At 59.6% G+C, this 13700-nt stretch carries 11 protein-coding genes; 2 read left to right on the top strand and 9 right to left on the bottom strand.

Annotated features, from left to right (window positions below; genetic code table 11):
- Positions 1–299: 299 nt before the first annotated feature.
- The 8 genes from HX823_RS03910 to HX823_RS03875 all read right to left on the bottom strand — a co-directional run bounded on the left by HX823_RS03910 (position 300) and on the right by HX823_RS03875 (position 9931).
- Complete coding sequence (locus HX823_RS03910) at positions 300–1229, bottom strand: ketoacyl-ACP synthase III (protein ID WP_010208730.1); 930 nt, start codon at positions 1227–1229, stop codon at positions 300–302.
- A gap of 276 nt (positions 1230–1505) precedes the next feature.
- Complete coding sequence (locus HX823_RS03905) at positions 1506–3128, bottom strand: flagellar hook-associated protein 3 (RefSeq protein ID WP_177074162.1); 1623 nt, start codon at positions 3126–3128, stop codon at positions 1506–1508.
- A gap of 14 nt (positions 3129–3142) precedes the next feature.
- Positions 3143–5191, bottom strand: a complete 2049-nt coding sequence (flgK, locus tag HX823_RS03900; RefSeq protein WP_177074161.1) for a flagellar hook-associated protein FlgK — start codon at positions 5189–5191, stop codon at positions 3143–3145.
- Between the two features lie 10 nt (positions 5192–5201).
- A complete protein-coding gene (gene flgJ, locus HX823_RS03895) occupies positions 5202–6473 on the bottom strand; it encodes a flagellar assembly peptidoglycan hydrolase FlgJ (RefSeq protein WP_177074160.1) in 1272 nt (423 codons plus the stop codon).
- 4 nt (positions 6474–6477) lie between these two features.
- Positions 6478–7566 (bottom strand): flagellar basal body P-ring protein FlgI, encoded by a 1089-nt coding sequence (locus HX823_RS03890; RefSeq protein ID WP_033901075.1) that lies wholly within the window; start codon positions 7564–7566, stop codon positions 6478–6480.
- 27 nt (positions 7567–7593) lie between these two features.
- Positions 7594–8289, bottom strand: coding sequence for a flagellar basal body L-ring protein FlgH (gene flgH / locus HX823_RS03885; protein ID WP_038847728.1), 696 nt, complete (start codon positions 8287–8289; stop codon positions 7594–7596).
- A 53-nt stretch (positions 8290–8342) separates the two neighbouring features.
- Positions 8343–9128 (bottom strand): flagellar basal-body rod protein FlgG, encoded by a 786-nt coding sequence (gene flgG / locus HX823_RS03880; protein WP_005790105.1) that lies wholly within the window; start codon positions 9126–9128, stop codon positions 8343–8345.
- Between the two features lie 62 nt (positions 9129–9190).
- A complete protein-coding gene (locus HX823_RS03875) occupies positions 9191–9931 on the bottom strand; it encodes a flagellar basal body rod protein FlgF (RefSeq protein WP_015885209.1) in 741 nt (246 codons plus the stop codon).
- A gap of 516 nt (positions 9932–10447) precedes the next feature.
- Here HX823_RS03875 and HX823_RS03870 point away from each other — a divergent pair.
- Entirely contained in the window at positions 10448–10921 is a 474-nt protein-coding gene (locus HX823_RS03870; RefSeq protein WP_152514731.1) for a hypothetical protein, read from the top strand.
- 95 nt (positions 10922–11016) lie between these two features.
- Here the strand turns inward: HX823_RS03870 and HX823_RS03865 are convergent, their stop codons facing one another.
- Entirely contained in the window at positions 11017–12585 is a 1569-nt protein-coding gene (locus tag HX823_RS03865) for a sigma-54-dependent phenylalanine hydroxylase transcriptional regulator PhhR (protein ID WP_038847722.1), read from the bottom strand.
- A 257-nt stretch (positions 12586–12842) separates the two neighbouring features.
- Between HX823_RS03865 and phhA the strand changes: the two genes are divergently transcribed.
- The gene (gene phhA, locus HX823_RS03860) at positions 12843–13634 is read left to right on the top strand and encodes a phenylalanine 4-monooxygenase (RefSeq protein WP_177074159.1); all 792 of its coding nucleotides are present in this window, start codon (positions 12843–12845) and stop codon (positions 13632–13634) included.
- The last annotated feature ends 66 nt before the right edge of the window (positions 13635–13700 follow it).

The following is a 13700-nucleotide window of genomic DNA, read 5'->3' as shown; positions in this document are numbered from 1 at the left end:
CCTCGTTGGATGGATACTGCGGCTTCCGGCCCTGGCAACCGCCGGGTGTGGCCTGAGAACCTACGTAATAGTTATCGTCGTGGTAGCCGGTTGCTTGAGGATTTTTTTTGATTTTTTTACTGGCGCCGTGCCACCCCTTGCAATTCAAGGGTTTACGACCCTGTATTCATTGGGCTTTTGGGGCGACTGAAAGGATTGAGGGCTGCTGCGCAGCCCAACGGGAGCAAGCTCCCTCGCCACAATAAAAAACGCCGATGATCTCTCGATCATCGGCGTTTTTTATTCAGACTATTGAAGCGTCAAGGGCGATAGAGAATCGCCGAGCCCCACGACAAGCCCACACCAAAACCGCTGATGGCCACACGCTTCCAGGTGGCGTCCATCACGTGCTTTTCCAGCAACAGCGGAATACTCGACGACACAGTGTTACCGGTCTCGACCATGTCCTTGATGAACTTGTCCACGGGCGCATCTTCAAAGCGACGCGCCACGGCGTCGACAATCGCCGCACTGCCCTGGTGGATGCAGAACGCATCAATCTCGTCAGCCTTGAGGTCCGACTCATTGAGCAGCTCATGCAAATGCGCCGGCACTTTGAGCAGTGCGAAGTTGAAGACCTGGCGGCCGTTCATGAAGAACACGCCATCACTGACCTTCAGGTGCGGCGCACCGGAACCGTCGGTGCCGAACTTCGACTTGCCCAGCAACCACGGCGCGTCTTCGCCCATCCAGGTGGCGGTCGCGGCATCGCCGAACAGCATGGTGGTGTTACGGTCTTCCGGGTCGACAATCTTCGAATACGGATCGGCAGTGATCAACAGGCCGTTTTTCAGGCCGGCGGCTTCCATGAAGCCCTTCATCGCATAGATGCCGTAGACGTAACCGGAGCAGCCCAGGGAAATATCGAAGGCAGCGACGTGGGTCGGCAGGCCGAGTTTGTCCTGGACGATGGCCGCCGTATGCGGCAAGCCCTCTTCATCGCCGTTCTGGGTGACGACGATCAGCGCGTCAATCGACTCGCGCTTCAAATCCGGGTTGTTGGCAAACAAAGCGTTGACCGCTTCGACACACAGATCGGAGGTTTCCTGCGCAGCTTCCTTGCGTGGCAGGAACGCCGAACCGATCTTGCCAATGATGAACTCTTCATCCTTGGCGAATTTGGCACCCTGGGCGTAGTTATCGATACCGTCTGCCGGCACGTAACTGGCGATGCTTTTTATGCCAATCATTGTGGCTTCCCAATACTAAATAGCTGGAGAACACCCCAGGGACTGCGCCCGGAGTGCTGACAATAAAGGGGATAACCCCATAAAAATCTCGCTGAAAGCCGCCTCGCAAGGACCCTGTGACGACTTATCCTTTTCACACGATACAGTGAAGATGCGCTTTATGACTCACAGGTCACTCAATTGTGTGTGCTTTGTGCAAAACCTTCAAACAATTAAATCCCAGAAACGACAACGGCCCGCCCTGTTTCCAGAGCGGGCCGCTTGACGTAGCGCCGCTTACATCTTGTTGAACAGGCTCAACTGCGAGATTTTCACGAAGGCCAGTTGCGACGCTTCCAGCATGGTTTGCTGCAGGGTCAGATTGATTGCCGCTTCCCCCATGTCGATGTTCGCCAGGGCACTCATGGTGGATTTGTTGGCCAGGCCGACGCTTTCGTTTTCGCTGGACTGCACGGTGAGCGCATTCTGCCGCGCACCGATGGAGCCGCGCACGTTGTCCACCTGGTCCGCCGAGCTGGTCAGGTTGCTGACGGCGGCGTTGAGGGCATCCTGCAGTTTCACCCGTGCGCCAGGAATGCCATCGGCCGGTTGTTCCAGGGCCTTGCGCAATTGGCTCAAGGTGTCGAGGGCACTCTGGGTCTTCTGGGTGCTGGCGCCCACCGCGAACTGATCGCCCACATTAGGCGCGCCGCTCAGGCCGAAGGTCACACCGGCCACTGTGATCGAGCTCGGCGTGGTGGTGGTGTCGATGACGCCCGAATCAATCGGCTTGCTGTTGGCGTTGTAGGGCTGTGCAAACACCTGGAAGGCCGACGAGTCAGTGTCACTGAACTTGACCAGCACACCGCTGTTGGCCGGAAAGGTGCTGGCATATTTAGCGGGATTGCTGACCGTGGCATTGGTCAACTGCGTCGACGACGTGTTGCTTGCCGTGCGGGACACGTTAAAGGTGTCCGGCTTGGCGGCCAGGGTGAACTCGCGGCCCTTGACCATGGCATCGGCATCAGGGCCAGTGGCCTTGTCCGTGAGATCGACGCTGATATCGAACTTGACCCCACGCACGTTGATGCTGGCGCTGCCTTCCTTAGTGGAGTCGAACGTGCCATTACCCGGGAGTTGCGAGGTAATGTCGTTGTTGTCCTTGTCGGTCACCACGTACTGGGTACTGCTGGTGAACGTCACCTTGTACGGCTGGCCGTCGGCGAACGACTTGCTGTAGTCGACACTCGAGGTTATCAGGCCGGCCGAAATGGCAACTTTATGGTCATCCACCTGCGACGGCGTCGTCGCCGGGGGCACCGGCGCGGGCGTGGTGTACTTGGTCTGAGTGCGGCTGTTGTTGGCCGCACCTTCCAGAATGGTCTTGCCGGTGTCGCCCGTGCGTACGGTCAACGTTTCGGACACCTGCAGGCTCAACTCATTTTCGTCGCCCTGATAGTTGTAGGTGCCGTCGATGTTGCGCGAGTACGGCGGCGTATCGGTCTTGGAGCCGGAGAACAGGTAGTTGCCCGCCGCATCCTTGCTGTTGAGCAAGCCCAGCAGTTGGTCTTCAAGGGCGCCCACTTCGACCGAGATGGATTTGCGGTCGGCATCACTGGTCACGCCACCGGCCTTCAACGCCAATTGGCTGGCGGCCTGGATGGTTGCATTGATCGCCGTCAGCACGCTTTCTTCATTGGTCAGCGAGCTGTTGATGTTTGAGATATTGCCGCTGAACTGCGCCAGCATATCTTTCTGCTGCTGCAGCATCAGCAAACGCTGCGCCGCCACCGGATCATCCCCTGCGGTCTGCACACGCACGCCGGAACTCGCCTGCTGCTGAGCCTGCACTACGCCGGCATAGTTGTTCTGGTACTTGGCGGCACTGGTGTCGAAATACTGCTGTGTAGAAATGCGCATCGTCCCAGACTCCCTTAAAGACTATTGATCAGCGTGCTGAAAGTTTCTTGCGCAGCCTTGATGATCTGCGACGACGCTGTGTAGTACTGCTGGAACTTGATCATGTCGCCCGCTTCCTCATCCAGGTTGACCTGGGACACGGAGTTGCGCGCATTTTTGTTGGCCGTCAGTAACGCGTTGGTGGCCGTGGTATCGGTGGTAGCCGCTGCGGCCTTGGCGCCGACCGTGGACACCAACTTGCTATTGGCGCCGACCAGGCTGGTGCCGCCGCTGCCATCGGCGGCAACACCCACCGTTGCCTTGGTTTGCAGGTTCAGCAGTTCCTGGGCGTTGCGGTTATCGGACTTGCCGCTGGCGTTGAACGAAAAGGTGGTGCTGTCGCCATCGGTCGGCGAGCCGGCCACCGAGGTGTCAAAGCTGAAGCTCTTGGCCGGCACCACCAGGGCGCCGCTGGCATCGCGCATTGGCACGTTGATGCTGATTTTGTTGGACTGCCCCGGAATGATGGTGCCGGTGCCGATCGGATCGCCCTTGGCGTCGTTGATCGTGTAACTCTGAGTGCCGTCGGCGGCGGGCTTGCCAAATACCATCTTCACCGGCATCGAGTTTTCAATGCCGATGCGCAGTTGCGCGGTATTGGCGCCGCCCTGGAGATCCAGCGGCACGGTCAGGGTTGGCGGCGTGAAGCTGCCGGTGCCCTGGTTGGTTTTGCTGGCCTCGCCTTTGAGCGGTGCGGCAAAGGCAATCTTGCTCGGGTCTGTGAGGACTGTGCCGATATCCTTCGCGCCGCTGGCGGTCGGGCTGACCTTGAAGCTGTCACCGGCCGACATCGGGCCGTTTTTGAGCTCAAGGGTAAAGCCGTCGATCACCGAAGGCGGTGTGGCGGAGATATCAAAGGAACCCATGGCTTTGCCATCGGAGCGCTGCACCGTCACTTTATTGAGATTGGTCGGGTCGCTGAAGGTAACCTTGTAATCGTAGTTGGTCAGCTTGCTGGTGTCCTTGATCGTCACACCCAGGCTACCGGCGCCCTGGTTGCCTTGACCGGCCACACTGCGCAAAGCCACTGCTGCTGCGCTATTGATGTCCTTGAACATCGACGCGCCGAACTCGCCGTTCAGGTCGATGCCCTGCCCCAGCTGGCTGTTGATCGTGTCGGCGGTGACGATGGCGATGCGCCCCAGGTCGTTGATGGCCGGCATCAACACGTCACTGCGATAGCGCATCAAGCCGCCGATGCTGCCACCACTGATCACATTGCCGATATCCACCGCCGTGTTACCCGGCATGTTCATCTGAATGGTGTACTGGGTCGGATCGTCCTTGCCAGGCACGGCAGAAATCGAGTTGGACTGATCGCCCAGTACCAGGGATTGGCCCGTGCCGGTGCTGACACTGAACACACCGTTTTTCTCGCTGGCGGTCACGCCGATCAGCTCATTGAGCGAGCGTACCGCCTCGGCACGCGCGTCCAGCAGGTTGGCCGGCGTGGTATTCGACGCGCCCTGCACCTGGTTGATCTGCTTGTTGAGGGACGCAATCGACGAGGTCAATTGGTTGACCTGGTCAGCCATGGAGGTCAACTGACTGTTGATGGTTTCTTTCTGCTGGCTCAACTGGTTGGAGATCGAGTTGAACCGGTTGCTTAACGTCTGGGCGCTGGTGAGCAGAATCTGGCGGGCCGACGTATCGCTCGGGTTGGCCGAGGCGGTCTGGGCCGCCGCGAAGAACGCGCTGAGCACGGACGACATGCCGGTGGTCTTGTCCGACAGCGTCTTGTCGACGGCACTGACCTGATCCAGATAAGCCTTGGCATCGCTGTTGAGCGAGGTGCTGTTCTGGTACGCCGCGTCGAGGAACTCGTTATACACCCGGCGCACATCAGCCAGGGTGGTACCGCTGCCGATGAACACACCACCGAATTGGTTCGCCGCGTTGGCATTCTGGGTAGTCTGCTGCCGTGAGTAACCCGCGGTGTTGGCGTTGGCAATGTTATTACTCAAGACCGACAACGATCCTTGAGCGGAATTGAGCCCTGACATCCCGATACTGAGCAAACTCATGGTTCAGACCTTATAAATGTGTGGTTGCGCCAGCGGCAGCGTAATTCTGGTAACTGTCCATCGTTTTGGCGATCTGCGAAATCTTGCTGGCATAGGCCGGGTCGGTTGCGTAACCGGCTTTTTGCAACTCGCGAACAAACTGTTCCGGGTTGTCGGCCGACTTCACAACTTCTTTATAGCGATCATTGCTTTGCAGCAACGTCACCAGGTCGTGGAAGCTGTCCTGGTAAGAGTCGTAGGAACGGAACTGCGCCGTTTCCTTGACCATCGCGCCATCGCGGAACTCACTGGTGATCGCGCGAGCCTGGCCGCCCTGCCAACTCTGGCCGGCCTTGATGCCGAACAGGTTGTGGCTGCTGCTGCCGTCTTCGGCGCGCATCACCGATTTACCCCAACCGGTTTCCAGGGCGGCCTGGGCCACCAGGTACTTCGGATCGACACCAATCCGCGCGGCGGCCGCCTTGGCCATCGGCAACATGGTGGCGACAAATTCATCCTGTGAACTGAAGGCTTTCTTTGCCGGCGCCAACGGTGGCTGGGCCACGGCGCGGCCGTAGACCTGCATGCGCCCGCTCGGCACGGCGAAGGTGCGGGCGGTGCTGTTGATCACGTTGTCGTCGGCCACGCTGTTACGCAGCGGCGCGCTTTTGGCATCGATAGCAACCGGCGCGTTTGGCACAATGCCGGCGAGCAGGCGATCGGTCAGCTTGCTCGGCAAGGCGATGCGCCGCTGGTTCATCAATTCCATGTCATTGCTATGGGCCGCCGGGGCGCCCGCCTGTGGCTCAGCCACGCGGTAAGCCCACAGCGGACGCTGGCCGTTGGAGCGGCCCAACGGACCGTCTGCCTGGGTGCCCGCCGCGATCTCGGTCGGCACATCCACTTTTTTCGCAGGCTCCGCAGCCGCCGGGCCTTGCAAGGTGGCGGCCTGGGCCTCCACCGGTTTGTTCTTCTGCATCTGGCGCATCAGCACGTCGGCCAGGCCGATACCACCGCCTTCGCGGGACATCGAGACCGCCAGTTGCTGGTCATACATTTCCTGATACTGCTTGGCGGCCGGCGTGTTCATCGGGTTGTCCTTGCCCAACGCCTCAGTGGCCGAACGCATGGACTTGAGCATCTCGCTCAAGAACAACGATTCGAACTCCTGCGCCACCTTGCGCATGTTGCTTTCGCTGTTCTTGTCGGCACCGACCTTGAGCTGGTTAAGCCGGTTCAGGTCAGAGTAGGACCCCGAATCCGCCGTGCTGCTGATGCCGCTCTTGCGCATATCCATGGCCATGGCCTCAGATCACAATCAGGTCGGCTTGCAAGGCGCCGGCCTGTTTCAATGCTTCGAGGATCGCCATCAAGTCGCCGGGCGCTGCGCCCACCTGGTTCACCGCACGGACAATCTCATCCAGGGTGGTGCCGGGGCCGAACTTGAACATCGGCTTGGCTTCTTGCTGGGCATTCACACGCGAACGCGGCACCACCGCCGTCTGGCCGTTGGACAAAGGCCCAGGCTGGCTGACGATCGGGTCTTCGGTGATGGTCACGGTCAGGCTGCCGTGGGTCACCGCAGCGGGCGACACCTTGACGTTCTGACCGATCACGATGGTGCCGGTCCGCGAGTTGATGATGACTTTGGCCACGGCCTGGCCTGGGTCGACCTCAAGGTTTTCCAGGATCGACAGGTAGTCCACACGCTGGCTTGGGTCCAGTGGCGCGGTCACGCGGATCGAGCCGCCGTCGATGGCCTGGGCCACGCCAGGGCCGAGCATGTCGTTGATCTTGTCGACCACGCGCTTGGCGGTGGTGAAGTCGGAGCGGTTGAGGTTCAGGGTCAGGCTGTTGCCTTGGTTGAAACCGCTTGGCACGGTGCGCTCAACGGTGGCACCACCCGGGATTCGACCGGCCGACGGCACGTTGACGGTGATCTTCGAGCCGTCGCGACCTTCGGCGTCAAAACCGCCCACCACCAGGTTGCCCTGGGCAATGGCGTAGACGTTGCCGTCGATACCCTTGAGGGGCGTCATCAGCAAGGTGCCGCCGCGCAGGCTTTTGGAGTTACCGATCGACGACACGGTGATGTCCACTACCTGGCCCGGCTTGGAGAACGCCGGCAAGTCAGCACTGATCGACACCGCCGCGACGTTTTTCAGCTGCACGTTGCCCGACCCCGCCGGCACCTTGATGCCGAACTGCGAAAGCATGTTGTTGAAGGTCTGCAAGGTGAACGGGGTCTGCGTGGTTTGGTCACCCGTACCGTTGAGCCCCACCACCAGGCCGTAGCCGATCAACTGGTTGGAACGCACGCCGGAGATGCTGGCGATGTCCTTCAGGCGTTCGGCCTGGGCGACAGCGCTCAAGGAAAGCAGGAGTGCGGCCGCCATCAGCTGTTTGAAGTTCAAAGTGGCCACCTAGAAAGGGAACAGCGGGCTAAGGAAGAAACGGTCGAACCAGCCCGGCTGGCTCGCGTCAGCAAACGAACCCGTACCCGAGTAGGTAATGCGTGCGTCGGCGATTCGCGTCGACGGCACGGTGTTGTCGGTGGAGATGTCATCAGCGCGGACCATGCCGGCAATGCGCACCAGCTCGTCGCCGGTGTTGAGGGTCATCCACTTTTCACCGCGCACGGCGATGATGCCGTTGGGCAATACATCGGCCACGGTCACCGTGATCGAACCGGTCAGGCTGTTGCCCTGCCCTGCCGCGCTCTTGCCGTTGGTGGCGCGGTCGCCGCTGTAGCCGGCGTCCAGGCTCAAGTCACCGCTGCCCAGCGGGTTGTTGGTGTTGGGTACGCCGCCGAACAGCGAGGTCAAGCCGATGCTGGCCTTGCTGGTCTTGCCGATCTGCGAGTTGGCATTCTTGCTGGCCTGGGTCTTCTCGTTCAGGGTGATGGTGATGATGTCACCGACCCGGAACGCCTTACGGTCGCTGTACAGGTTCTGTTCGAAACCGGCCTGGTAGATCGAGCCATTATTGGCAGCCGCCGGCAACGGCGTGCGTGGCAACACCGGCGCGTAGTACGGGTCATTGGGTTTTGGCGTCGGGGCGACACAGCCCGCGAGCACGGCAATCCCACTCAATGCCAGAACAGAAACATAGCGATTCATGACCCTTACCTCACGGTGTTGCAGGCGCCCTCAAGAGCGCCCCATAGACTTGATTACAGATTCTGCGTTACGAACGAAAGCATCTGGTCGGCGGTGGAGATCACCTTGGAGTTCATCTCGTAGGCGCGCTGGGTGGTGATCATGTTGACCATCTCCTCAACCGTGCTCACGTTGGAAGTTTCCAGGGTGCTTTGCAGCGTGGTGCCGAAACCGTTCAGGCCAGGGGTGCCGATTTGCGGCGCGCCGCTGGAGGCGGTTTCCAGGAACAGGTTGTTGCCCATGGCTTGCAGACCGGCCGGGTTGATGAAGTCGGCGGTCTGCAGGTTGCCGATCACTTGCGACGCGGGGTTGCCGGCCACGGTGATGGACACGGTGCCGTCGTTGCCGACGGTGAAGGTCTTGGCGTCGGCGGGAACGACCACGGCCGGCTCCAGGGCAAAACCGTTGGCGGTGACGATCTGGCCGTTGGAGTCCAGGTGGAACGTACCGTCACGGGTGTAGGAAGTAGTGCCATCCGGTTGCAGGATCTGGAAGAAACCACGGCCGTTGATGGCCATGTCCAGCGGCTGGCCGGTCTGTTGCAGGTTACCGGCGCTGAAGTTCTTCTGGGTGCCGACGATCTGCACACCGGTACCCAATTGCAGGCCCGACGGCAGTTCGCTGTCCTGGGTCGACTGGGCGCCTGGCTGCTTCTTGATCTGATAGAGCAAGTCCTGGAACTCGGCACGGTCACGTTTGAAACCCGTGGTCGACACGTTGGCCAAGTTGTTGGAAATGGTGGTCAGGTTGGTGTCCTGGGCGGACAAACCGGTTTTGGCAACCCATAGAGCCGGAAGCATGCTGTTCTCCTCTGCGCGCCTGTTTGTTGGCGCCACATCACAAATTAATTAGTGGGCTGCAATCAGCTCATCTGCATGACGCGGGTCATGGCCTGGTCGTCTTCCTTGGCGCTGTTCATCATCTTGATGTGCAGCTCGAACTGCTTGGAAAGCGCCAGCACTGCGGTCATTTCTTCCACCGCATTGACGTTGCTCGCCTGCAGGAAGCCCGAGGTCAGCGTGACCGTCGCGTCAGCCTGGGCCGGCTGGCCATCCTTGGTGTGGATGGTGCCGTCCAGGCCTTTATTCATGTTCTTCAGGTCCGGCTGGACCAGCTTGATGCGGTCCACTTCCGCCATCACGCGTGGGCCTTCACCCATGGCGCGGATGCTGATGGTGCCATCAGCCCCCACTTCGATTTTCTGCTGGGGCGGCACGGCAATCGGACCACCGTTGCCCATGATCGGCATACCGTTGCCGGCACGCAGCACGCCCAATGCATCGACGTTCATGCTCGCGCTGCGCACGTAGGCTTCGCTGCCGTCCGGGGTCTGCACGGCCATCCAGCCATTGCCGCTGACGGCAACGTCCAGGTCACGGCCGGTCTCGATCATCGCGCCAGGAGAAAAGTCGGTGCCCGGACGCTCAGTCAAGGCAAACGCCCGCGCCGGAAAGCTGTCACCGAACACCGGCATCGAACGCGCCTGCTCAAGGTCACGCTGGAAACCATTGGTGGAAATGTTCGCCAGGTTGTTGGCATGGGCCTTCTGCGCCAGAGCATTCTGGCTGGCGCCGGTCATTGCCACATAAAGGTACTTGTCCACGCTCTTTCCTCTTTCTGACGGACGCTTGCCGCCCACCGCTGTACTGATGAGGCTTAAGCAATTTGCGAACCAACTTTTGAAAACCAGGTAAAACCCAGTCGGGGCGGGGGTTTTCGGCCAGATATAGAGAAGCGTGCCGTTAGGCGGAGTCGGAAAAACGGCGGACTTATGCCGCTTACGGCAAGCTCAGGGCTTGCCGCCCCAGTACCTGCTTCCCTTGATCAAGGCATACCGCAAGGCACGCGAGTTCATCGGCGCCAAATATTCATCTGCACCAACACATTTCAAGTTCAGCAGATTTAACGCCGGTAAGGGGAGACCACTGCGCCGCCAACTACCTGAGTGTTCACCTTGCGTATTAAACCACCGTAAAACTCAACCCTGCACTGAAACATCCAGGTTGATTTACTCACATTTACTTGAAACAACCGCATTGGTAATTCGGCATCCAGCGTATAGATTCCAAACACTCACAGACAGTGAGCCACGCCATCAAACACTGCAGGAGACTTACCTATGTTTTCGATCCATAGCTCCCGATCGCTTTATCAATTTTTTGATATGCAAACAAATCATAACAACCGGCGCTCGGCCTACGAGCAAAGCAGTCAAGGAGACGCAACGGCCAGCTCGAAGCAGGGTCGCGCACCCACTCAAGATCGCTATCAAGGGCCAAGCCCTTACAACACGCCGTTTCGCCAGCAGCGGGAGGAGTACAGCCGCGTTGATTCGGCCCCTAGGCCGCTGAGCCGTTACGCCGACCCAGCCCCTCAAACCGACCACTCCAGGGACGTTGACCAGGATGATTGGCCAGTGGAACTGGATCGTGAACATGCGCATCCAAGCTTGAATGGATCTAAAGAACCCTGGTTCGGTCGTTTCGACTTTCGCGAAAACCCTATAGGTTTCCGTGTTCAAGATCATGACTTTAATCCTGACAACGAAATATCACCCAACAAATCAGCCTACTCGGCAAATCGTCCATCATAAAAAGATACTAATGCCCCAACCTTAACGGGAGCAGGTTGTTACTTTAACAAACTGCTCTCCTTACCTTTCAGACAATCACAACATTCACCTTATATTCAATGAGTACCGCCTGACTTTATAACTTCGTACTCACGTAACTTATTAGCGATCGTCGTGTGAGACACCCCCAGGCGCTTGCCCAGTTGTCGGCTGCTGGGGTGCTCGGCGTACAAGGCTTCCAACACCGCCTTCTCGAATCGACCGACGATCTCTTCCAAGCCGCCCTCCAGGGAAAAATCGCCAAGCGGCTGACGCACGCCATAATCGGGCAGACGAATATGTTCGGCCTTGACCGTCCCGCCGTCACACAACGACACCGCCTGGAACAGCACGTTTTCCAACTGCCGCACGTTGCCCGGCCAGTGGTAGTGGCTCAGGCGGTCCATCGCGGCCGGCGCCAGCTTGGGCAACGGGCAGCCGATCTGGCGACTGGCCTGATCGAGAAAGTGCTCAACCAGCGGCGCAAGCCCGTCGAGACATTCACGCAGCGGTGGAATATGCAGGGACAGCACGTTGAGACGGTGATAGAGGTCCTGGCGGAATTCGCCACGGGCGCACAGCTCGGACAAGTCCACCTGGGTGGCGCAGATCACCCGCACGTCCAGGTAAACCTCTTCATCGCTGCCTACGCGACGGAAGCAACCGTCCTGCAAAAAGCGCAGCAATTTCACCTGCAATCGCGCGCTCATCTCCCCAACTCCATCGAGAAACAACGTACCGCCCGCCGTCAGCTCCAGCAGCCCCAATTTGCCCTCTGCACGCGCACCTTCGAACGCGCCAGGGCCGTAGCCGAACAGCTCGGTCTCGGCCATCGACTCGGGCAGGCCCGCGCAGTTAAGCGCCATCAACGGCGATTGCCCACGCGGGCTGGCCAGGTGGCAGGCGCGTGCCAACAGCTCCTTGCCCGTACCGGTTTCGCCTTCTATTAATAGAGGCGCGTCCAGCGGCGCCATGCGCCGGGCTTCGCGCACCACGGCGGCCATGACCTTGGAACTTTGGAAAATGCTGTCAAAGCCACGCAGTTCCTGCTTGCGCACGTTGTAGATGCGCTCACCGACACGGTCGGCCCGATGCAGGGTCAGCACGGCGCCGGCCATGGCCTCGCTATCGTCATGTTCGGAGGATTGCAGCGGCGCAATGTCCGCCAGGAACACGTCACCCTTGACCTTGACCCGCAGGCCGTTGATCCGCGATTTGCTGGCGCGCACCAGTTCCGGCAAGTCGAAGTCCTCGGCATACCGCGACAACGGAATGCCTGGCACCTCATCCACCCGTACCCCGAGCAGCTGTGCCGCCGCGCGGTTGGCGGCGACGATCGAGCCGCCCATGTCGATCGACAGCACCGGAAATTCCAGGGCGCCAAGCAACGCATTGAGCTCCATATGCCGACGCTCGCTGGGCATCAGCCCTACCCTTTTGACGCCGAATACTCCGGCAATCGCCTCGAACTGCGGGCGCAACGCCTGGAACTGCATGTTCACCAGGTTCGGGCAAAACAGGTAGATGGCATTGCCATGCTCACCGCCCACCTCGCCCTTGGCGACGTTGACACCGTATTCCACCAGCAGGTTGAGAATGTCCCGCAGGATGCCGATGCGGTTCTGGCAATGCACTTTGATACGCATGAAGAGGCCCGAAAAGTGGGGAGGCGCCGCGTCTTTTTGTCGCTGGGCGCAGATAGTCGTCAAGATTATGTGACAGCTTGCGGGCTTTTCCCAGCCCAAGCCAGCGGACAGCCTCACAAGCGTAACGAATACTTTACGGAAACTGGTAAGTTTTCCTACGTAAAAGCGTTTTAAACAGATGGAATCTGGCCGCGCACGGGTTATCAATAAGCGCATCGCAGGACATAACAAGAACGAATGCCTAGCAGGAGAGCCGTATGAAGCAGACGCAGTACGTGGCCCGCGAGCCCGATGCGCAAGGTTTTATCCACTACACGCCGGAAGAACATGCGGTGTGGAACACCCTGATCACTCGCCAATTGAAAGTGATCGAGGGACGCGCCTGCCAGGAATACCTGGACGGCATCGACAAGCTCGGCCTGCCCCATGACCGCATTCCGCAACTGGGCGAAATCAACACAGTGCTGGCCGAGACCACCGGCTGGCAGGTCGCCCGCGTGCCGGCGCTGATCCCCTTCCAGACTTTTTTCGAATTACTCGCCAACAAGCAGTTTCCTGTGGCGACGTTTATCCGCACCCGCGAAGAACTCGACTATCTGCAAGAACCGGATATTTTTCACGAGATCTTCGGCCACTGCCCGTTGCTGACCAACCCTTGGTTCGCCGAATTCACCCACACCTACGGCAAGCTCGGCCTGGCAGCCACCAAGGAGCAACGCGTGTACCTGGCGCGCCTGTACTGGATGACCATCGAATTCGGCCTGGTGGACACGCCCGAAGGTCGACGCATCTACGGTGGCGGCATTCTGTCGTCGCCCAAGGAGACGGTGTACAGCCTGTCGTCCGAGCCCGAGCATCAGGTGTTCGACCCATTGGAGGCGATGCGCACGCCGTATCGCATCGACATCCTGCAACCTTTGTACTTCGTGCTGCCAGACCTCAAGCGCCTGTTCGAAGTCGCGCAGGAGGACATCATGGGCATGGTGGAACGTGGCATGCAGCTGGGTCTGCACGCACCGAAGTTTCCACCCAAGCCCAAGGCGGCTTGAACCTTACATCTTGTGGCCAGGTGAGTCTGTTCCCTGGCCGCGCGTTGCTTTAGGGTGACGCTACTG

The organism is Pseudomonas sp. P7759 (assembly GCF_013386445.1).
Classification (GTDB): domain Bacteria; phylum Pseudomonadota; class Gammaproteobacteria; order Pseudomonadales; family Pseudomonadaceae; genus Aquipseudomonas; species Aquipseudomonas azotoformans_A.
The sequence above is the reverse complement of the archived record's forward strand: the minus strand, read 5'-3'. Positions and strand labels throughout refer to the sequence as shown.

What these genes read in the sequence shown, in the direction of transcription:
- HX823_RS03910 (WP_010208730.1), bottom strand. Translation starts at nt 1,229, where the DNA reads ATGATTGGCATAAAAAGCATCGCCAGTTACGTGCCGGCAGACGGTATC.
- HX823_RS03905 (WP_177074162.1), bottom strand. Translation starts at nt 3,128, where the DNA reads ATGCGCATTTCTACACAGCAGTATTTCGACACCAGTGCCGCCAAGTAC.
- flgK (WP_177074161.1), bottom strand. Translation starts at nt 5,191, where the DNA reads ATGAGTTTGCTCAGTATCGGGATGTCAGGGCTCAATTCCGCTCAAGGA.
- flgJ (WP_177074160.1), bottom strand. Translation starts at nt 6,473, where the DNA reads ATGGCCATGGATATGCGCAAGAGCGGCATCAGCAGCACGGCGGATTCG.
- HX823_RS03890 (WP_033901075.1), bottom strand. Translation starts at nt 7,566, where the DNA reads ATGGCGGCCGCACTCCTGCTTTCCTTGAGCGCTGTCGCCCAGGCCGAA.
- flgH (WP_038847728.1), bottom strand. Translation starts at nt 8,289, where the DNA reads ATGAATCGCTATGTTTCTGTTCTGGCATTGAGTGGGATTGCCGTGCTC.
- flgG (WP_005790105.1), bottom strand. Translation starts at nt 9,128, where the DNA reads ATGCTTCCGGCTCTATGGGTTGCCAAAACCGGTTTGTCCGCCCAGGAC.
- HX823_RS03870 (WP_152514731.1), top strand. Translation starts at nt 10,448, where the DNA reads ATGTTTTCGATCCATAGCTCCCGATCGCTTTATCAATTTTTTGATATG.
- HX823_RS03865 (WP_038847722.1), bottom strand. Translation starts at nt 12,585, where the DNA reads ATGCGTATCAAAGTGCATTGCCAGAACCGCATCGGCATCCTGCGGGAC.
- phhA (WP_177074159.1), top strand. Translation starts at nt 12,843, where the DNA reads ATGAAGCAGACGCAGTACGTGGCCCGCGAGCCCGATGCGCAAGGTTTT.